A 19,129-nucleotide genomic window follows, 5' to 3' on the forward strand; every position below is an offset into this window, starting at 1 on the left:
ATTCAGCCACTGGCGGGACGGGTCTGCGAGAGCATTGATCCTCATGGGTGGTCCCCGGCGTGACGGAGAACCTTGTTGAGCGCGTGATCACTGTTGACCTCACGCACGGTGCCGCTCTGCGAACGCATCACCAGCGACCGCGTCTGAGCGCCGCCGTCGGAGTAGCGCACCCCGGCGAGCAGGTCACCGTCGGTGATCCCGGTGGCCACGAAGAAGGTGTTCTCGCAGGTCACCAGATCGTTCTGCCCCAGCACCCGGTCGAGGTCGTGACCTGCCGCGAGGGCTCGTCGTCGCTGCTCGTCGTCGGCGACGTACAACCGGGCCTGGATCTCCCCGCCCATCGCCTTCATGGCGCAGGCGGTGATGACGCCCTCCGGGGTGCCCCCGACCCCCATGAGCACGTCGATGCCCGACTGGGGGCGGGCTACCGCGATAGCGACCGCCACATCTCCGTCGGGGAAGAGCTTGATCCGGGCACCGGCCGCACGCAGGCGCCCGATGAGCTCGGCGTGCCGAGGCCGGTCGAGTACGGCGACGGTCACGTCGGAGATCGACCCACCCTTGGCCTCGGCCACCACGCGCAGGGTCTCCTCAGGCGGCGCGGTCACGTCCACCTTGCCGGCGGCCCGAGGACCGACGACGAGTTTTTCCATGTAGTAGACGTCCTTGGGGTCGAACATGCCGCCGCGGTCGGCGGCCGCGATCACCGCGATCGCGTTCGGCATACCGTTCGCCAGCAGGGTCGTACCGTCGACCGGGTCGACGGCGATGTCCATCTCGGGGCCAGTGCCGTCCCCGAGTTCCTCCCCGTTGTGGAGCATGGGGGCCTCGTCCTTCTCCCCCTCACCGATGACCACGACCCCTCGCATCTGCACCGCGGCGAGCACCTGGCGCATGGCGTCGACGGCGGCACCGTCGCCGCCTTCCTTGTCTCCGAGGCCGGCCCACCGTCCGGCGGCCATCGCGGCCGCCTCGGTGGCTCGCATCAGGTCGAGCCCGAGGTTGCGGTCGGGCAGTTGGTAGGGCCCTGCGGCGGCGGGTGACGTCATCAGGCATCCACCTCGACGTCGGTTCGGCCGAATGACCCGCTCGGGCGCTGCCTGGTTTCTGCGCTCATCATCGTGCTTCGCTCCTCGGCTCGCTCGACGTCTTCGGGCCGCTCCCCGCCTTCGGTGACGAGGTTGCTCGGATGCCTTCGGCGACGATGTTGTGATCTGCGTCTCAATCTGTGGGTCTCTTTATACACCTTTGTTTGTTTGGTTTCAAGGGGTACAAAGCAAATAAAACGGGCACAGAACAACACGGTCGACGATCGCGAGGGGTGAGGAGCCGTCCGTCGAAGGGCTCGAGGCGTTAACCGAACAGGGGAGATGAATCGGCACCTGGTGCCGATTCATCTCCCCTGTTCGCGCCTAGGCGCAGGCGAAAGGCTCAGTAGTACCAGGGGAACGGCGACCAGTCGGGGTCGCGCTTCTCGAGGAACTGGTCGCGGCCCTCGGTGGCCTCATCGGTCATGTAGGCCAACCGGGTGGTCTCGCCGGCGAAGAGTTGCTGACCCACCAGGCCGTCGTCGATGAGGTTGAAGGAGTACTTCAGCATCCGCTGGGCGGTGGGGGACTTGGCGTTGATCTTGCGGCCCCACTCCAATGCGGTGGCCTCGAGCTCGGCGTGGGGTACGGCGCGGTTGACCGCACCCATCCGGACGCCGTCATCGGCGGAGTACTCGTCCCCGAGGAAGAAGATCTCGCGGGCAAACTTCTGGCCCACCTGCCGTGCGAGGTACGCCGACCCGAAGCCACCGTCGAACGAACCCACGTCGGCGTCGGTCTGTTTGAAGCGCGCCTCCTCGGCGCTGGCGATCGTCAGGTCACACACCACGTGCAGGCTGTGCCCGCCGCCGGCGGACCAGCCCGGAACCACGCAGATCACGATCTTGGGCATGAAGCGGATCAACCGCTGGCACTCCAGGATGTGCAGCCGCCCTAGCTTGGCCTTGTCGATCGGGTTCGGCGGCGCGCCGGCGTCGTCGTGGCCGGACGTCTCGTACTGGTAGCCCGCCCGTCCCCGGATCCGCTGGTCCCCACCCGTGCAGAACGCCCACTTGCCGTTCTTGTCGCTCGGTCCGTTCCCGGTCAGCAACACGCACCCGACATCGGAGGAGATCCGCGCGTGCTCGAGCACCCGCAGCAACTCGTCGACCGTGTGTGGCCGGAAGGCGTTGAGGACGTCGGGACGGTCGAAGGCGATCCGCACCGTCCCGTGCGCCTTGGCGCGGTGGTAGGTCAGGTCGGTCAGGTCTTCGAAGCCGGGCACGACGTCCCAGGCCTCGGTGTCGAAGATCTCCGACACTCCGTCGATGGCGCTCATGGGTGGAGGCTATCGGTGACAGTTTCCCGGCAATGGGGTAGGACAGAGGCATGACCCTCGAAGGTGAATACGAGCCCAGCCCGTCCGAGTGGGTGCGCGACCAGGTGGCGCTCTACGAACGCACCGATGGCGCAGAGGGCAACACGATGCGCGACGTACCGATCGTGCTGTTCACCTCCCGTGGCGCGAAGTCGGGGAAGCTGCGCAAGACGCCGCTGATGCGCGTCGAGCACGAGGGCACCTACGCCGCCGTCGCCTCACAGGGCGGCGCACCGACTCACCCGGCGTGGTTCCACAACTTCGTGGCCCACCCTGAGGTCGACGTCCAGGACGGCCCGACCGCGCAGGAGTACGTCGCCCGCCGGGTCGAGGGCGATGAGCGTCGGCTGTGGTGGGAACGCGCGGCCGCGGTGTGGCCGGACTACGACGACTACCAGACGAAAACCGACCGCGAGATCCCCGTCTTCGTGCTCGAGCCCCGCGGGGAGGCTCACGCTGGTTGAGGTGTGAGGGCCGCCAGGCCCGAACCTCGAAACCTGATTCCTGGGACGAAAAAGTTCCCGTTGACGGAACCGGGTTTCGAGGCTCCTCGCTGCGCTCGTCACACCTCAACCAGCGAGGCCCGGGTCTCGCTGCGCTCGTCACACCTCAACCAGCGGAGGGTGCCGTCACCTAGGTGGCCATGGATCGTTGAACCGAGCATGCGTTCACCCCTGATCGGCTTCGCCGCGCTCGCTCTGGCGGCCACCGGAGCCCTTGCCCCCCAGCCCGCGCTCGCCGCCCCGGACGGGCCCACCCCCGGCTCTCCGGCGTACGTCGCCCGCGACACCGCCAACATCGGCGACGCCTACGGCCGGATCACCGGCCCCGGCGGCCAGCTGCGCAACCCGGCGTACCTGACGGCCCTGACCACCGAGGTCGGGCCCGCCACGGCCGCCCAACTGCTCGCCCAGGCGGCCAACCCGACCCGCCTCGCGATCACCCCGGGGCTCCTCTTCCCCGGTTGGAACATCGGCAACCCGTTGCGTGCCGACTGGGAGGGCACCCGCGGCCGGTCGCGGCGCGTCGCGTTCACCAACCGGTACGGCGCCCTACTCAAGGGCACGGTCTACCGCCCCAAGAAGAACGCGCGCGACCCCTACACCGGCCGCAAGCTCAAGGGCCCCTTCCCTGGCGTCGTGTTCACCGAAGGATCGGTGCAGGGCGCCGAGGGCATGTACGAATGGCTCGCCCAGGACCTCGCCGAGCGCGGGTACGTCGTGTTGACCTACGACGTGCAGGGACAGGGCCAGAGCGAGACGCTCCCCCACCAGAACAACAACGCTCTTCCGTTCTGCAACCCCTTCGCCGAACCCCAGGACGACGAGATGCTCGGGTGCCCCGGCGTCCCGTCCCAGCAGTTGTCCAACTTCGTCGTCGGCACCCGCGACGCCCTGTCGTTCTTCACCTCGACCCCCCAGCGCGGCTACCGCAACCCCGGCTCCGCCGGAGCCAGCGTGAACCGGTTCAACCCCTACTGGCGCCAGTTCGACCGGTCCCGCGATCGGCGTACGGCGACCCCCGGTCGCAACAAGCGCATCGCCCTCATCGGGCACTCCCTCGGCGCGGCCGCCATCTCGAAGGTCCAGGGCATCGACAAGCGCGTTGCCGCCGTGGTCGCCCTGGACAAGCTCGCCGGCGCGGCCACAACAGGACCGATCGACGGCACCGGCAACCGCCCGGTCGTGCCGGCCCTGGCCGTGCAGTCGGAGTACGGCTTCACCGTCTCTCCATGGTTCCTGTCCGGGAACAGCTCCTTGACCCCTTCAACCTCGCCCGACGGTCCGGACCCTCGTCGCGAGAAGCAGTCGGGCTTCGACTCGTGGAAGAAGGCGGGGGTCGACTCGATGCTGGTCGTGCCGCGGGCCTCCACCCATTTGGAGTACACCGACATTCCGCTCGCCCTGCCCGCCAGCCGCTACGGCCAGGCTCTGACCAGCGTCTACACCCAGCGTTGGCTTGACCGGTACCTCAAGCACCGGGGCGGGGCAGGGCGGATGCTGAAGTCGTCCTACCGCTACCTCGAGCCTGCCGGGAACGGCCGCTGGGACAGCGTGCGGTTGCAGCGTGATCCTCTCCTGAGTTTCTACTACTGCTCGGCGTACTCGCTGTCGAAGAAAGGCCGCGGCAAGCGGAGCGACGGGGACATCACCAACGTCGGCTGCTGATCGGCTGCCGATCTACTGCTCGTCGCTGCTGATCCGGGGAGGGTTGGTTCACGCCAGCGCTACCCCGACTCACCGCTCATGGGCCAGACTCGACCCGTGGACTCCTATCTCTTCATCACTCTCGGGGCCGGTCTGGGCGTCGTCATCGCCGCCATGGCGATCACGGCCTTCGCCGCCAAAGAGCTCAACCGGGTCGCCGTCGTCGACATCACCTGGCCGCTCGGTTTCGTAGCCATCGCCTGGGTCTCGGCGCTCATCGGCCAGGTCTCCGGAGAGGGCAACGACGCTCGTCGCTGGATCCTCGTCGCCCTGGTCACGCTCTGGGGTGGACGCCTGGCCTGGCACATCAGTCGGCGCGCGATCGGCCACGGCGAGGACCCCCGCTACGAATCGATGCTCGGCGGCACCCTGGACCAGGTCGGCCTCCCGGTCGCGATCAAGCGCGTCTTCGCGATCCAGGGTTCGGCCATGTGGTTCATCTCCATCCCCGTCATGGTCGGCGCGATCAGCGACGTGGACTGGTGGCCCGTGGTCATCGTCGGCATCGTGGTCTGGCTGATCGGGGTCTTCTTCGAGACGGTCGGCGACGCGCAGTTGGCGGCGTACAAGGAGATTCCGAAGGATGAGCGCCCTGTGGTGATGGACCAGGGGCTGTGGCGCTACACCCGCCACCCGAACTACTTCGGTGACGCCTCGGTCTGGTGGGGGTTGTGGCTGGTCGGCGCGCTGGCCAGTGGCTGGCTGCCGGGTCTCCTCACCATCCTCTCGCCCCTCGCGATGACGTTCTTCCTGGTCTTCGGCACCGGGGGGAAGCTGCTGGAGAAGACGATGATGAAGCGCGACGGTTACCCCGAGTACGCCGAACGCACCTCCTTCTTCTTCCCCCTCCCTCCGAAGAAGAAGTAGCCCCCACGGGCCGGGCACCGGCCCTACCCTGAGCCCATGAAGACCTACGTCGTGTCCGGTGCCGCCTCCGGGATCGGAGCCGCGACCACCGCGATGCTCCGTGACCTCGGACACCGGGTGATCACCGTCGACCTGCGCGACGCCGAGGTGGTGGCCGATCTGTCCACCCCCGACGGACGCGCCTCCGCGGTAGCCGCGGTCGCGGCGATGGCCGACGTCGTCCACGGTGTCGTCCCTTGCGCCGGGGTCGCGGGCCTGACCGACATCGACCCGGCCCTGGTCGCCTCGGTCAACTACTTCGGCGCCGTGGGCCTGGTGTCCGGGTTGCGCCACCAGCTCGCTGCCGCGCAGAGCGTCGGCGGGGCGGCGGTCGTGGTGATCTCGTCCAACTCGGTCACCTGCCAACCCGGCTGGGCCGACCACGCCGGAGGGGTCGTCACCGCCTGCCTGGCCGATGACGAAGAGGCCGCGCGTACGGCGGCGGCGACCACCGAGGCCGTGCAGGTCTATCCGGCGACCAAGTCAGCGATCGCGACCTGGTCGCGGCGTACCGCTTCCTCCCCCGACTGGATCGGCGCGGGGATCCGGGTCAACGCCATCGCCCCCGGGCTGATCGCCACGGCGATGACCGACCAACTGAGAGAGGACCCCGTCTTCGGGCCGTTCGCCGACGCCTACCCCACCGCTCTGGGTCGCCCGGGCCGCGCCGAGGAGGTCGCCGCCACGATCGGTTTTCTGCTCTCCGACGCCGCGTCCCTGATCGTCGGGTCGGTCGTCACCATCGACGGCGGCACCGACGCGATCATGAACCCGCACCGCCCGCCCCAGCAACCGTAGACGGGCCGGGCGGGGCGTCTACGGGCCCGCCTACACTTTGCTCTGTGAGCGACGAGAGCACCGGCGAGGACCTGGTCCGACTCGCGTCGGCCGACAACTTCCGTGACGTGGCCGGCCCCGGCTACCCGACCCTGGGCGGCGGCACCGTGCGGAAGGGTGTCTTCTTCCGCTCCAACGAACTCACCCTCTCCGGCGAGGACGCCGCCCAGATCCGCGACCTGGGGATCACCGCGATCTACGACCTGCGAGACAGCCACGAGGTCGAGGCGCACCCCGACGCCGACGTCCCCGGCGCCTCCTGGGAGCACCTGGAGGTCAAGGGCATCCCCATGGATCAGGTCGCCTCGCTGGCCGATCGTGAGGTCGCCACCGAAACGATGCGCGAGGTCTACCGCACCTTCGTGCGGCATCCCGGAGCCCGCGACGCCTTCGGCAACCTCCTCGGGCGACTCGCCGACGGCTCGGACGGTCACCTCTTCCACTGCACCGCTGGCAAGGACCGCACCGGCTGGGCGTCCGCCCTCCTCCTGCACGTCGCCGGGGTCGACCCCGATCTGATCCTCGAGGACTACCTGCTCACCAACACCGTCTCGACCGCCACCCGCGTGAAGTACCTCGGACTGGTCGAGGAACACCTCGGTGCCGACAAGGTCGACGTCTACGAGCGAGTGATGGTGGCCGACGGCGACTACCTCAACGCGGCGTACCACGCGGTGAAGGTGGAGTACGGCGACCTCGACGGCTACCTGACGCGCGGTCTGCAGCTGCGGGAGGACCAGCTGTCATCGTTGCGCGGCCGCCTGCGCTCGACAACGTCCTAACCCGACCCGTTCCAGAGTTTCACACCCGCGACCCACGTTCGGTCACGTCTCCTCCGGATCAACGATCATCTCGTGGGTCCGCCCGTCGCGGCCCACGAACGAGACGGCCACCGTCTCGAACCCCTTGTGCCGCTGCATCTGGGCGTACAGCGCGTAGGCGTGCCGGTCGGCGTCGGTGAGGTCGACCGCGTCGGTGAACAGCGTCAGCAGCGCACGCGGCCACAGCCGTCGCGCGAGGACGACGTTCACCTGGACTCCCAGGACCACGATCACGGCCGCGACGTAGATCAGTCCGATCAACCCAAGAACCAGGCCGAAGGTGGCGTTCATGTTGCTCGTTCCGGCGATCACCTTGGTGGCGTAGGCGGTTCCGGCCAGCTGCAGCAGCTGAAGGCCGCCGGCGACGAAGAAGGCACCCGGCGCCGCCTTGCCGAACCGATGGGACCGCGGTGCAGCGAGTCGGAACAGTCCGGTCAGGACGAGCCCCACGCATAGGAACGTGCTGATCCGGATCAGCCAGCGCACCGCTCCTCCCACCTCCATGTCGTTCATGGCCAGGGCGTCGGCGTTGCTCACCGTCGCGGAGAACACCGAGACGCCGAGGACCGCCAACCCCGAGAGCGCCAACAAGATCAGGCTCTTGAGCCGCTGCCACACGGGATTCGGTCGGCTGTTGCGCGGCACCGACCAGGCCGTGGCCATCAGATGCTGGGTGGCCTGGCCCAGCCCGATCGCGCCGTACGACGCAGCGAGGGCCCCGACGATCACCGCGGAGGTGGAACCGGTCAGCCCCTCGGGTCGACCCAACTGGTCACCGATGATCGGGAACTGACCCAGGGCCGAGTTGAGCACCGAGGCCTGGAGATCCGGATTCCCCTGCAGGAGGAAACCGAGGATCGAGGAGGCCAGCAGCAGCAGTGGGAAGATCGCGATGAAGGCGTAGTAGGTCAGGGTCGCGGCAAGGTAGTTCCCCTGGTCGTCGAAGAACTTGTAGAGCACCGCCAGCGGAAACCCGATCGACGTACGCCGCCGCTGGGCCCTGTCCGCGGCCCCGATCAGCCCCATCCGGGCCCCCTCGAGTCGGGTTGTCGGCCCATCACGGGAACGTCAGATTTCCGTTGTCGTCCACCTCGAAGAGGGCGACCTTCGTGGGATTCTCGGCCTCGTCGGCGGCGAGCGACACCGCGATCTTGTTCGTGGCGTTGCGGGCCACGTCGAGCACCACCTCGACGGCCTCGGCCGGGCTGAGGTGCTCGCGGGCTGCGGCGAGGTCGCGCGGTCGCATCGTGGCGGGGGTCCAGATGATCGCGTCGGTCAGGCCGAGGGCGGCTTGGGCCCGGTCGCTCAGGGTGCTGGACCGGTAGTCGTCGATGTCGGCGAAGGTCTCCGCGTCGGCTCCCTGCTCGACTGCGGCCAGGCTGCGGCGCGACATACACAGTCGGCACTCGTGTTGGCGAGCCCCGCGCAACCGGACCAGTTCGGTGGTGAGGTCGTCCAGCACCCGCAAACGGGCGACCGCTCGCGTGAAGTTCTCGATCACCGGCCAGGCGTCGTCCACCGGGAGCATCGGCGGTTCGAACCACTCGTCCCTCCCGAAGAGAGCGTCCAGGGTGGTCCGCACACGGGGGCCGTAATCGGCGACGAAGACCATCTGGGTCGCCGAGACGAACTGACGACCCAGTTCAGAGGCCCAGTCGGTGCGGATCTCGTCGTCGATGATGGAGACGTCGACAGCGAACTGTTCGGCGAAGGCGACCACCCCGAGCGGCGGCACGTCGACGACCCGCGCTCCCGGCAGCGGGGTGAGGTCGATGGCGTGCGCCGTTGCCGCCCGCATCGATTCGAACACGACCTGGTTGAGGTCGGTGGGACGCACCCGCACCATCTCGGTGAACGCCGCGGCAGCGTCCGGCGCATACAGGGACAGCGCGGTGGCGCCACCGATCCCCCACGCGTCAGACATGTGACCAGTATGGAGTACCCGCCGCGCGGCCTTCACTCGTGATTCCCACGCACCTGGTGCGTGGGAATCACGAGTGAGTGGAGGTCAGTAGGACTTCGGCAGGCCCAGGCTGTGCATGGAGACGAAGTTCAGGATCATCTCGCGGCTCACGGGAGCGATGCGTCCCACACGGGTGGCGACCAGGAGACCGGCCATGCCGTACTCCTGACTGGCCCCGTTACCACCGTGGGTCTGCACGGCACGGTCGACGACATCGCATGCGGCCTCGGCGGCGGCGTACTTGGCCATGTTGGCGGCCTCCCCGGCGGCCATCTCGTCGCCGGAGTCGAGCAGTGCGGCTGCCTTCTGGTTCATCAGGCGGGCCAGTTCGATCTCGATGTGCGATTGCGCCAGCGGGTGGGCGATGGCCTGGTGGGCGCCGATCGGTACGTCGAAGACGACCCGCTCCTTGGCGTACTGCGACGCCTTCTCCAGCGCGTGCCGGGCCAGGCCGAGCGAGAACGCCGCCGCCATGATCCGCTCGGGGTTGAGGCCGGCGAAGAGCTGGACCAGTCCACCGTTCTCGTCGCCGACGAGCGCGTCACCGGGAAGCTTCACGTCGTCCATGAACACCTGGTACTGGTTCTCCGGGGAGACGATCTCCATCGGGATCGCGGTGGCCTCGAAGCCCTCGGCGTCGGTGGGTACGACGAACAGCACCGGCTTGACCTTGCCGGTCTTGGCGTCCTCGGCGCGCGCGACGACCAGGACGTTGGAGGCCTCGTCGACCCCGGAGATCCAGATCTTGCGACCGTTCAGGACCCAGCCGTCACCGTCACGGCGCGCGGTGGTGGTGATGTTGTGGGTGTTGGTGCCGGCGTCGGGCTCGGTGATGGCGAAGGCCATCGTCCCGGTGCCGTCGCACAGGCCGGGGAGCCACTTCTGCTTCTGCGCCTCGGTGCCGTAGCGGCCGATGACGGTGCCGCAGATCGCCGGGGAGACGACCATCAGCAGCAACGGGCAACCCTGGGCGGCGAGCTCTTCGCACACCGCGGCGATGTCGCCGATGCCGCCGCCCCCGCCGCCGTACTCCTCGGCGATGTTGATCCCGAGGTAACCGTTCTTGGCTATCTCCATCCAGAGCTCGCTGGTCTTGCCGCCACTGCGGGCCTTCTCGGTGAAGTACTCCCGGCCGTACTTGGAGGCGAGCTTCGCGACCTGCTTGCGCAGCTCGATGCGCTCCTCGGTCTCGGTGAATGAGTTGACGGTCATGGATTCTCCTCGGTGGTGGAGCCGCTCGATTCCTCGACGACGGCGAGTACTTCTCCGGAGGCGACCTGCGCACCGGGCTGGACGTTGATCTCGGTGACGGTGCCCGCGGTGGGCGCGGTCACCGTGTGTTGCATCTTCATGGCCTCCAGGACGAGTACGACGTCCCCCGCCGCGACCTCGTCCCCCTGCTCGACGGCGACCTTCACGACCGTCCCGGGCATCGGCGCCAGCAGGCTCCCGCTGGCCACCGCATCCGCGGGATCGACGAAACGAGGAACCCGGGTTAGAGCCAGATGACCGACTGCGCCATCCACATCGACGCGATGATCCGCGATCGCTACGGCGTGAGTCGATCGCAGCCCACCGTGATCGGTGGTCACCCGCCAGGCGTCGGTCTGTGGCTCGCAAGCGACGAGGCGTACGCCGGACACTTCGCCGTAGACGTCGACGAACTCTGGACCGGAGCGCCCGTATCGCCAGCCGACCTGGACCTCGGTCCCGGCGTAGTCGAAGGTGACGATCTGAGGGGCGGAGTGGACATTGCGCCAACCGACCGCGATACCCCCCTGCACCGACCGATCAGCCGTCTCCGCCGCGACCCAAGCCATCGCCGCCGCGAAGAAGGCAACGCCCTGTTGGTCGGCGGTGCCGGGAGTGAAGGACTGTGCAGTGTCATCATCGGCCAGGAAACCCGTGTCGACCTCTCCGGCCAGGAAGCGTTGGTTGCCCAGGATCCGCACCAACTGGTCCCGGTTGGTGACCAGGCCGTGGATCTTCGCTCGCCGCAGTACGTCGCGCAGTCGACGCGCCGCCTGCTCCCGGGTCGGAGCGTGCACGATGACCTTGGCCAACATGGCGTCGTAGTGCGTGGACACCTCGCTGCCCGATTCGAAGCCGGTGTCGACCCGGACGCCCTCGCCGGCCGGGATCTCGAACGTGGACAGGCGACCGCTTTGCGGTTGGTAGTCGGCGGCCGGGTCCTCGGCGTACAGGCGGACCTCGATGGCGTGGCCGTCGGGTTCGGGTTGTGTGCCTGCGCCCGACCCATCGGTCGGCGTGGAGCACACGACCCGGCCCTCGGCCACCGCGATCTGCAGTGCGACGAGATCAACTCCGTGGACGGCTTCGGTGACCGGGTGCTCGACCTGGAGGCGGGTGTTCATCTCGAGGAAGAAGAACGAGTCCCGGGCGGCGTCGTAGAGGAACTCCACCGTGCCCGCGCCGAGGTACCCGATGCTGGCCGCGGCAGCGTGGCCAGCTTCGTGCAGCGCCCGGCGTGTGGCCTCCGGCAACAACGGCGCCGGGGACTCCTCGACGATCTTCTGGTGGCGGCGCTGGAGGGAGCAGTCGCGCTCACCCAGGACGAGGACGCCGTCGGCATGGCCCACGATCTGGACCTCGATGTGACGCCCCTGCTCGACGTACGGCTCCACGAAGACGGTGCCGTCGCCGAAGGCGGACTGCGCCTCGGCCTGGGCCTTCTCGATCTCGCCGGGCAGGTCGGCCAGGGTGCGCACGATCCGCATCCCCCGACCTCCACCACCGGCGCTGGCCTTCACCAACAGCGGCAGGTCGGCCTCGGTCGCGGTCTCGGCGGTGAAGTTGGTCAGCACCGGGACCCCAGCGGCCTCCATCAACTTCTTCGACTCGATTTTGTTGCCCATCGAGTCGATCGACTCGGGAGCCGGCCCGATCCACGTGAAACCAGCCGCCTTTACGGCGCGGGCGAACGCGGCGTTCTCGGACAGGAAGCCGTAGCCGGGGTGGATCGCGTCGGCGCCTGCACGCCGTGCCGCGTCCAGCACGAGGTCGGCGTCGAGGTACGTCTCAGCTGGGCTGTTGCCCGGCAGTCGTACGGCGTAGTCCGCCTCCCGCACGTAGGGCAGATCCGCGTCGGCGTCGCTGTGCAGGGCCGCGGTCTCGATGCCGAGGTCACGGCAGGTCCTGAAGACCCGGCTCGCGATCTCGGCCCGGTTGGCCACCATCAGTCGCGTGATCATGTGTGGCTCCTTGGTTTCGAGGCTCGCTGCGCTCGCACCTCAACCAGCGGAGGCGAGCACACGCTGGTTGAGGTGCGAAGGCCGCCAAGGCCTGAGCCTCGAAACCTCGTGAGCGTCGTCGAGAATTTTCTGGAGATCGGTTGCTCGGTTTCGAGGCTCGTCGCTACCGCTCCTCGCACCTCAACCATCGTCAGGGTGCTCACGGGCGGAACACCCCGAAGCGGTCGGTGCCTGCGTAGGCCTTGTTCTCGATCACGGACAGGCAGATCCCGAGGATGGTGCGGGTGTCGCGGGGGTCGATGACCCCGTCGTCGTAGAGCATCCCGGAGAGCACGTAGGGCAACGACTGCTCCTCGATCTGAGCCTCGACGACCTCCTTGATCCCCTTGAACCCCTCGACGTCGAAGGTCTCGCCCTTGGACTCGGCGGACTGCTGCGCCACGATCTCGAGTACGCCGGCCAACTGCTTGGGACCCATTACCGCGGACTTCGCCGAGGGCCAGGTGAACAGGAACCGGGGGTCGAAGGCGCGGCCGTTCATGCCGTAGTTGCCCGCGCCGTACGACGCCGCCATCACCACCGTCAGGTGCGGCACGGTGGAGTTGCTGATCGCGTTGATCATCATCGCGCCGTGCTTGATGATGCCGCCCTGTTCGTACTCCTTGCCGACCATGTAGCCGGTGGTGTTGTGCAGGAAGAGCAGTGGGGTGTCGGACTGGTTGGCCAGTTGGACGAACTGGGTCGCCTTCTGGGCCTCCTCGCTGAACAACACGCCCTGGGCGTTGGCCAGGATGCCGACCGGACGACCATGGATCTTCGCCCAGCCGGTCACCAACGAGGAGCCGTAGAGCGGCTTGAACTCGTCGAAGACCGCACCGTTGGTCGCGCTGACCCCGTCACAGAGGTGCTCGATGACGTCGCGGGGGTCGAAGGGTTCCTTGAGGTCCGCGGGGATCAGGTCCAGCAGGGCGTCGGGGTCGACGGCGGGTTCGGCGTACGACGCTCCGCGGCTGGTTTCGAGGCTCGTCGCTGGCGCTCCTCGCACCTCAACCTGCGCCGGGGTTGCCTTGCGCCAGTTCAGCCGCGCGATGATCCGTCGGCCGATCCGGATCGCGTCGCGTTCGTCCTCGGCCAGGTAGTCGGCCAGGCCCGAGGTGCGGGCGTGCATCTCCGCGCCGCCGAGCGATTCGTCGTCGGACTCCTCGCCGGTGGCCATCTTCACCAGCGGTGGGCCGCCGAGGAACACCTTCGCGCGCTCCTTGACCATGACGGTGTAGTCGCTCATCCCGGGCACGTAGGCGCCGCCGGCGGTGGAGTTGCCGAACACCAACGCGATGGTGGGTTCCTTGCGGGCGCTGGCCCGGGTGATGTCCCGGAACAGCTTGCCACCGGGGATGAAGATCTCCTTCTGGGTGGGCAGATCCGCACCACCGGACTCGACCAGGGAGATCGTCGGGAGACCGTTCTCCTGTGCGATCTGGGAGGCGCGGAAGATCTTCTTCACCGTCCACGGGTTGCTGGCGCCACCCTTCACCGTCGGGTCGTTGGCGGTGATCATGCACTCCACGCCCTCGATCACCCCGATGCCGGTGACCACGCTGGCACCGACGGTGAAGTCGGATCCCCAGGCGGCCAACGGGCTCAACTCCAAGAACGCGGAGCCCTCGTCGACGAGGAGTTCGATCCGCTCGCGGGGCAGCAGTTTGCCGCGGCCGTGGTGGCGCGCGCTGCTCTTCTCGCCACCCCCGGCGACGGCCTTGGCGTGCTCGGCGTCCAGCGACTCGAGCTTGCTGAGCATCGCCTCGCGGTGCGTGGTTTCGAGGCTCGTCGCTAGCGCTCCTCGCACCTCAACCATCGGAGTTCTCGGCTTCCACTACGGCCTTGATCCGCTCGAGCGTCGTGCGCATGCCCTTCTCATTGGTCCGCGCCCGCAACCGGCCGAGCAGCATCCAGTAGAGCTTCATCGGCAGCGCCGGCTCGAGGCGGTAGTACTCGGTGACCTGGGTGACTCCGCCCTTCTCGGACAACCGGTAACCCCAGTTGTTCAGCGGCCCGTTCGGAGCGATCACGGCGAACTCGAACAGCTCGCCCTCCACACAGTTCGTGACTTTGCAGGGTGCCCAGTACGTCGGGCCGACCCCGTTGCGCTTGACGTGGCCGGCGAAGGTCGCGCCGGTCTTCGGACCGGTGGAGCCCCTGGTCCACTTGCCCTCGAAGGTTTCCGGGGAGAACTCACCGATGCGCGTCACGTCGGAGACCAGGTCCCAGACGGCGGCCCGGGGTGCGTTCATGGACACGGTGACCTCGTCGGTCATGGGGGTGAGTATCTGGATCATCGGGTGCCTCTGGGGGTTGAAGGGGTGTAGCCGAGGAGTTTGGCCGCGAGGTCGGTGAGGACCTCGGTGGCGCCGCCGCCGAGCGGCAGGATGCGGGCGTCGCGGTAGTGCCGCTCGACCTCGGTGCCGTGCATGTAGCCGGCGCCGCCATGCAGTTGGACGGCCTGATCGCAGACGTACGTCGCGGCGTCGCAGGCGGTCTGTTTGGCCAGGCAGGCCTCGGCGATGACGTTCTCGCCCGCAACGTGTCGACGGGCCACGTCGTGGGTGTAGACCCGGGCGACCTCGACCTGACGTCGCATCTCGACCAGCTTGTGGCGGACGACCTGGTTGGCGATCAGCGGCTTGTCGAAGGTCTCGCGCTCCTGGCAGTACGCCGCGGTCAGGGCCAGCGAGCGGGTCGCGATCCCGTAGGCGTGGACCGCGAGCGCGATCCGCTCCACCACGAACTGCTCGGCGATCTGATAGAAGCCGGAGTTCTCGGCGCCGACCAGATTCGCGGCCGGGACCCGGACGTCGACGTAGGACAACTCGGCAGTGTCCGAGCAGTGCCAGCCCATCTTCTTCAGCGACCGGGTGACCGTGAAGCCGGGAGTATCACGCTCCACCACGATCAGGCTGACCCCCGCGTGCCCCGGTCCACCCGTGCGGACGGCGGTGGTGACGAAGTCGGCGCGGACCGCGGAGGTGATGAAGGTCTTGGAGCCGTTGATGACGTAACTGCCACCATCACTCCCTGGTTCAAAGCGTGCTGTCGTGCCGATGCCGGCCACATCCGACCCGCCGCCCGGTTCGGTGATGGCCAGGGACCCGATCTTCTCCCCGGCCAGGGTCGGGCGGACGAAACGGTCGATGAGGTCCACGTTGCCCGAGGCGATGATGTGGGGCAGCGCGATACCGCTGGTGAACAGCCCGGCGATCAGGCCGCTCGAGGCACCCGCCTCGAGCATCGCCTCCTGCACGGCGACCGAGTCGAGCAGCGTTCCGCCCGAGCCGCCGGCCTCCTCGGGGAAGGCCACCCCGAGCAGTCCCTGACGCGCTGCGGCGATGTGGAGCTCGCGCGGCATCGTGCCAGCGTCCTCCCAGTCCTGCAGGTGCGGCTCGATCTCACGCCGGGTGAACTCCTTCGCGACCTCGCGCAGGGCCTGACGTTCCTCGGCTGTGGTGACGGGTTCCAGTACGGCGGTCATGGGTGGCTCCTGGTTTGGTGGTCGATGGGCGCACGGCTCACAGCAGGTCCTCCTGGATGTGCACCATCCGCGAGCGGACCCATTCGCCCAGGCCCTTGGCCTGCGGGTCGAACCGCGTGGAGGCGGCCACGCCTCGGCCGAGCAGCCCCCGGATGAGCACGTTGACCGCACCGAGATTGGGCAGCATGTAGACCTCGATGTCCAGGTCGGCCGCCTCGGGCACCAGCTCGCGCACCTTCTTGGGGGTGATCAGCTTGGTCAGCCACTGGACGCGGGCGGCGTACTGCTCGGGGGTGACGTCGTCGCTGTGCCGGATCCAGAGCCCGATGTTGGCGTCGCCACCCTTGTCCCCGGACCGGGCGTGGACGAAGGTGCCCAGCGCGGAACGGCGGGTGATCGTGTCCGATCGGGCGGGGTACGGCGAGGGGCGCTGGCCCTCCACCGTGGTGACCGCCGCGTCCGAGAACTCGGTCGGGTCGGCGACCACCTCGCGCCGTCCGTCGGCGTGGACGACGGTGTGTGCGACCGCCGAGCGGGGCAGGTACTCCGGCCGGTACACGCCGTACGGCGTCGGGGGTCCGGGAGGCGCGGTCATCGTGAACCCGGGGTACGACGCGAGGGCGAGCTCCACGGCCGGTCCGGTGAAGGCCTTGGCCACCTTGGCCTGGTCGGCATCCATCACGGTGCAGCGCAGGAGGCAGGAGGCGCCCTCCTCGGTCTCGGCGTCAACGGTGGGCATCGGCGTCCGGGTCCAGGACACGGTTTCGGCGACCAGCGATGGCTCCAACTGGGCGCGCAACCAGTCGGCCTTGGCGTCGATGTCGAGGCCGGTCAGGACGAACTCCATCGCGTTGCGGAAGCCGCCCAGTTCGTTGACGCAGACCTTCAACTTCTCCGGTGGCGCCTCCCCGCGGACGGCGGTGACCGCCACCCGGTCGGGCGCCTGTTGGGCCACCTCGATCGAGTCCAGGTGGGTGGTGACGTCGGGGTTGAGGTAGCGGGTCGACTGGATCTCGTAGAGCAGTTGGGCGGTGACGGTGTCCACGGTCACCGCGCCGCCGGTGCCCTCGTGCTTGGTGATCACGCAGGACCCGTCGGCGGCGATCTCGGCGATGGGGAAGCCGAGGGGACGTCCGTTGTGGGGCAGGTCCTTGAAGCCTGAGAAGTTGCCGCCGGTGGCCTGGGTTCCGCACTCGATGATGTGGCCCGCCACGACCGCGCCAGCGAGGGCGTCGTACGACTCCGGGGTCCAGCCGAAGTGCGCGATGGCGGGGCCGACGACGACCGAGGCGTCGGTGACGCGGCCGGTCACGACGATGTCGGCGCCGGCGGTCAGGGCCGAGGCGATCCCGAAGCCGCCGAGATAGGCGTTGGCGGTGAGAGCGCCCTGGAGCGCAGGGTAGGTGTCCGCGAGGGCACGGACGTCGTCCCCCTCGACGTGGGCGATCGTCGGGTCCAGACCGAGGCCGTTGGCCACCTCGCGCAGTTTGTCCGCGAGCCCGGCCGGGTTGAGTCCGCCGGCGTTGGTGACGATCTTCACGCCCTTCTCGAGGGCGAGTCCGAGACAGTCCTCGACCTGGCGGACGAAGGTGCGGGCGTACCCCAGGCTGGGGTCGCGCATCGTGTCCTTGCCGAGGATCAGCATGGTCAACTCGGCGAGGTAGTCACCGGTGAGGACGTCGAGGCTCTGTCCGTTCGGGGCGCCCTCGAGCATCTCGCGCATGGCCGAGAGACGGTCGCCGTAGAAGCCGGAGCAGTTGCCGACGATCAGGGAGTTGCTCATCCTTGCGCCCGCCCCTCACCCGCCGGGCCGGCGAAACACTGAGCGATGTCGAGCCACCGACCGGCGTCCGGTCCGGTCGCAGCCAGGTCGGTGTCGGCCCGGTGCACCCGCTGGGTCACCAACAGGCAGAAGTCGTACGCCGACCCGGTGACCCGCTGTGCCGCGTCGATCGGGCCCCAGGTCCAGGTCTCGCCCGAGGGGGCGGCCAACTCGATGCGGAACTCCTCGGCCGGGGCGGTCAGTTCGTGGACGCTGAACGCGAAGTTGCGGGTCCGGACGCCCAGGTGTGCGACGTGCTGGATGCGGTCGGTGACCGGGGGGTCGACGTCGAGGGCGGCGTACACGTCCAGCGAGTGCGCCCAGGTCTCCATGAACCGGGCCGTGGCCATCGACGCAGCGGACATCGGCGGGCCGAACCAGGGCATCTTCTCGCCTGCGGGCATGGCGCGCAGGGCGTCGGCCAGGCGCGGACGGGCGGCGTCCCAGCGGGCGAGCAGCGCCTCGGGGGCGAGTTGCGCCACCTGCTCCGCGCTCGCATCCACGAAGCCGGTCGGGTCCTCCATCGCCTCGAGGACGATGGCGTCCCACGCCTCCTTGTCGCTGGACGCGGTGGCTGCAACGGTGGCCGTCTCGTCGGTCCACGCCAGGTGCGCGACCTGGGTCGCGACCGACCACCCGGCGGCCGGGGTCGGGGTCTCCCACCCGGCGCTGTCGAGGTCGATCACCACGGCGCGCAGGGCGTCGCCCTCCGCGGTCAGGTCGCAGAGCAGTCCCTCGAGGAGTTCGGTGCGGCTGGCTTCGTTGTCACTCATGCGGTGTCCTGTCGGTGGCTGCCGGTGGGTGTCTGGTCGGATGTGGGGGCCTGGATGGCGTGGTCGAGCGTGCGGGCCCACTGGTCGAGGATCCGATCCCGACGACGCGCGTCGTCGGTGATCGTGTTGGCGAGTCCGAGGCCGCGCACCAGGTCGAGGGTGGCCTGGACGAGTTCGCGGGTGCCCGGCTGGGACTCGTCGGCTCCGAGGGCCTCAACGGTGAGTCGGTGGGCATCACGTCCGACCCGCTGTTCGAGCGGGGCGACGGCAGCCATCAGGGAATCGTCGGTGCGTGCGGCGACCCAGAGTTCGAGGGCGGCGGTGAAGACCGGGGAGGTGAAATGGTCGGCGAGCATGCCGAGGACGGCGCGGGTCTGGCGTGGCCCGCCCGTGTTGCGCAGCGCGGCGGCGGCCGCAGCCAACTCCGCACCGCGCACCTCGGTCAGATGCTCGACGGCGGCGAGGACGAGGTCGTTCTTGGTCGGGAAGTGATGGAGCTGGGCCCCCCGCGAGACGCCAGCCCGCTCGGAGACCAGGGTGGTCGACGTACCCCCGAAGCCGCGCTCGACCAAGCACTCCATGGTCGCCTCGAGCAGTCGGGCGCGCATCGCGCGGCTCCGCTCCTCCTGCGGCACCCGGGCGGTGTTCGTGGTCAC

Annotated in this window: 17 protein-coding genes; 5 read left to right on the top strand and 12 right to left on the bottom strand. The window is 68.7% G+C overall.

Going from position 1 to position 19,129, the window contains the following annotated elements:
• Nucleotides 1-41: 41 nt before the first annotated feature.
• Both glpX and ACYVLV_RS14675 read right to left on the bottom strand, forming a co-directional pair.
• Nucleotides 42-1,049 carry a class II fructose-bisphosphatase gene (gene glpX, locus ACYVLV_RS14670; RefSeq protein ID WP_460811048.1) on the bottom strand — a complete coding sequence of 336 codons (1,008 nt, stop codon included), beginning with the start codon at nt 1,047-1,049 and terminating at the stop codon, nt 42-44.
• Nucleotides 1,050-1,431: 382 nt separating this feature from the next.
• On the bottom strand, nt 1,432-2,367 hold the full coding sequence (locus ACYVLV_RS14675) for a 1,4-dihydroxy-2-naphthoyl-CoA synthase (protein ID WP_460811050.1): 936 nt from the start codon (nt 2,365-2,367) through the stop codon (nt 1,432-1,434).
• A gap of 50 nt (nt 2,368-2,417) precedes the next feature.
• Between ACYVLV_RS14675 and ACYVLV_RS14680 the strand changes: the two genes are divergently transcribed.
• The 5 genes from ACYVLV_RS14680 to ACYVLV_RS14700 all read left to right on the top strand — a co-directional run bounded on the left by ACYVLV_RS14680 (nt 2,418) and on the right by ACYVLV_RS14700 (nt 7,138).
• Nucleotides 2,418-2,870: a nitroreductase family deazaflavin-dependent oxidoreductase gene (locus ACYVLV_RS14680; protein WP_460811052.1), complete on the top strand. Its 453-nt coding sequence runs from the start codon at nt 2,418-2,420 to the stop codon at nt 2,868-2,870.
• A gap of 198 nt (nt 2,871-3,068) precedes the next feature.
• Nucleotides 3,069-4,574: an alpha/beta hydrolase family protein gene (locus ACYVLV_RS14685; RefSeq protein ID WP_460811055.1), complete on the top strand. Its 1,506-nt coding sequence runs from the start codon at nt 3,069-3,071 to the stop codon at nt 4,572-4,574.
• A 96-nt stretch (nt 4,575-4,670) separates the two neighbouring features.
• Nucleotides 4,671-5,480, top strand: a complete 810-nt coding sequence (locus ACYVLV_RS14690; protein ID WP_460811058.1) for a DUF1295 domain-containing protein — start codon at nt 4,671-4,673, stop codon at nt 5,478-5,480.
• Nucleotides 5,481-5,516: 36 nt separating this feature from the next.
• Entirely contained in the window at nt 5,517-6,317 is an 801-nt protein-coding gene (locus tag ACYVLV_RS14695; protein ID WP_460811060.1) for an SDR family oxidoreductase, read from the top strand.
• A gap of 44 nt (nt 6,318-6,361) precedes the next feature.
• The gene (locus ACYVLV_RS14700; RefSeq protein ID WP_460811062.1) at nt 6,362-7,138 is read left to right on the top strand and encodes a tyrosine-protein phosphatase; all 777 of its coding nucleotides are present in this window, start codon (nt 6,362-6,364) and stop codon (nt 7,136-7,138) included.
• Between the two features lie 42 nt (nt 7,139-7,180).
• Here the strand turns inward: ACYVLV_RS14700 and ACYVLV_RS14705 are convergent, their stop codons facing one another.
• The 10 genes from ACYVLV_RS14705 to ACYVLV_RS14750 form a co-directional block, all read right to left on the bottom strand.
• Nucleotides 7,181-8,203 (bottom strand): YihY/virulence factor BrkB family protein, encoded by a 1,023-nt coding sequence (locus ACYVLV_RS14705; RefSeq protein ID WP_460811063.1) that lies wholly within the window; start codon nt 8,201-8,203, stop codon nt 7,181-7,183.
• A 31-nt stretch (nt 8,204-8,234) separates the two neighbouring features.
• Nucleotides 8,235-9,101: a carboxymuconolactone decarboxylase family protein gene (locus ACYVLV_RS14710; protein ID WP_460811065.1), complete on the bottom strand. Its 867-nt coding sequence runs from the start codon at nt 9,099-9,101 to the stop codon at nt 8,235-8,237.
• 84 nt (nt 9,102-9,185) lie between these two features.
• A complete protein-coding gene (locus ACYVLV_RS14715) occupies nt 9,186-10,352 on the bottom strand; it encodes an acyl-CoA dehydrogenase family protein (RefSeq protein WP_460811067.1) in 1,167 nt (388 codons plus the stop codon).
• Nucleotides 10,349-12,352 (bottom strand): acetyl/propionyl/methylcrotonyl-CoA carboxylase subunit alpha, encoded by a 2,004-nt coding sequence (locus ACYVLV_RS14720; RefSeq protein ID WP_460811068.1) that lies wholly within the window; start codon nt 12,350-12,352, stop codon nt 10,349-10,351. The genes ACYVLV_RS14715 and ACYVLV_RS14720 overlap by 4 nt, the downstream gene beginning before the upstream one ends.
• 199 nt (nt 12,353-12,551) lie before the next feature.
• Nucleotides 12,552-14,150 carry an acyl-CoA carboxylase subunit beta gene (locus ACYVLV_RS14725; protein ID WP_460811069.1) on the bottom strand — a complete coding sequence of 533 codons (1,599 nt, stop codon included), beginning with the start codon at nt 14,148-14,150 and terminating at the stop codon, nt 12,552-12,554.
• Between the two features lie 49 nt (nt 14,151-14,199).
• Complete coding sequence (locus ACYVLV_RS14730; protein WP_460811071.1) at nt 14,200-14,667, bottom strand: SRPBCC family protein; 468 nt, start codon at nt 14,665-14,667, stop codon at nt 14,200-14,202.
• Nucleotides 14,668-14,684: 17 nt separating this feature from the next.
• On the bottom strand, nt 14,685-15,878 hold the full coding sequence (locus ACYVLV_RS14735) for an acyl-CoA dehydrogenase family protein (protein WP_460811073.1): 1,194 nt from the start codon (nt 15,876-15,878) through the stop codon (nt 14,685-14,687).
• A gap of 37 nt (nt 15,879-15,915) precedes the next feature.
• On the bottom strand, nt 15,916-17,661 hold the full coding sequence (locus ACYVLV_RS14740) for an acyclic terpene utilization AtuA family protein (protein WP_460811075.1): 1,746 nt from the start codon (nt 17,659-17,661) through the stop codon (nt 15,916-15,918).
• Nucleotides 17,658-18,473 (bottom strand): TIGR03084 family metal-binding protein, encoded by an 816-nt coding sequence (locus tag ACYVLV_RS14745; protein ID WP_460811077.1) that lies wholly within the window; start codon nt 18,471-18,473, stop codon nt 17,658-17,660. The genes ACYVLV_RS14740 and ACYVLV_RS14745 overlap by 4 nt, the downstream gene beginning before the upstream one ends.
• Nucleotides 18,470-19,129 (bottom strand): TetR/AcrR family transcriptional regulator, encoded by a 660-nt coding sequence (locus ACYVLV_RS14750; RefSeq protein ID WP_460811079.1) that lies wholly within the window; start codon nt 19,127-19,129, stop codon nt 18,470-18,472. Before ACYVLV_RS14750 ends, ACYVLV_RS14745 begins: the two co-directional genes overlap by 4 nt.

It is taken from the genome of Nocardioides salsibiostraticola (assembly GCF_054783655.1).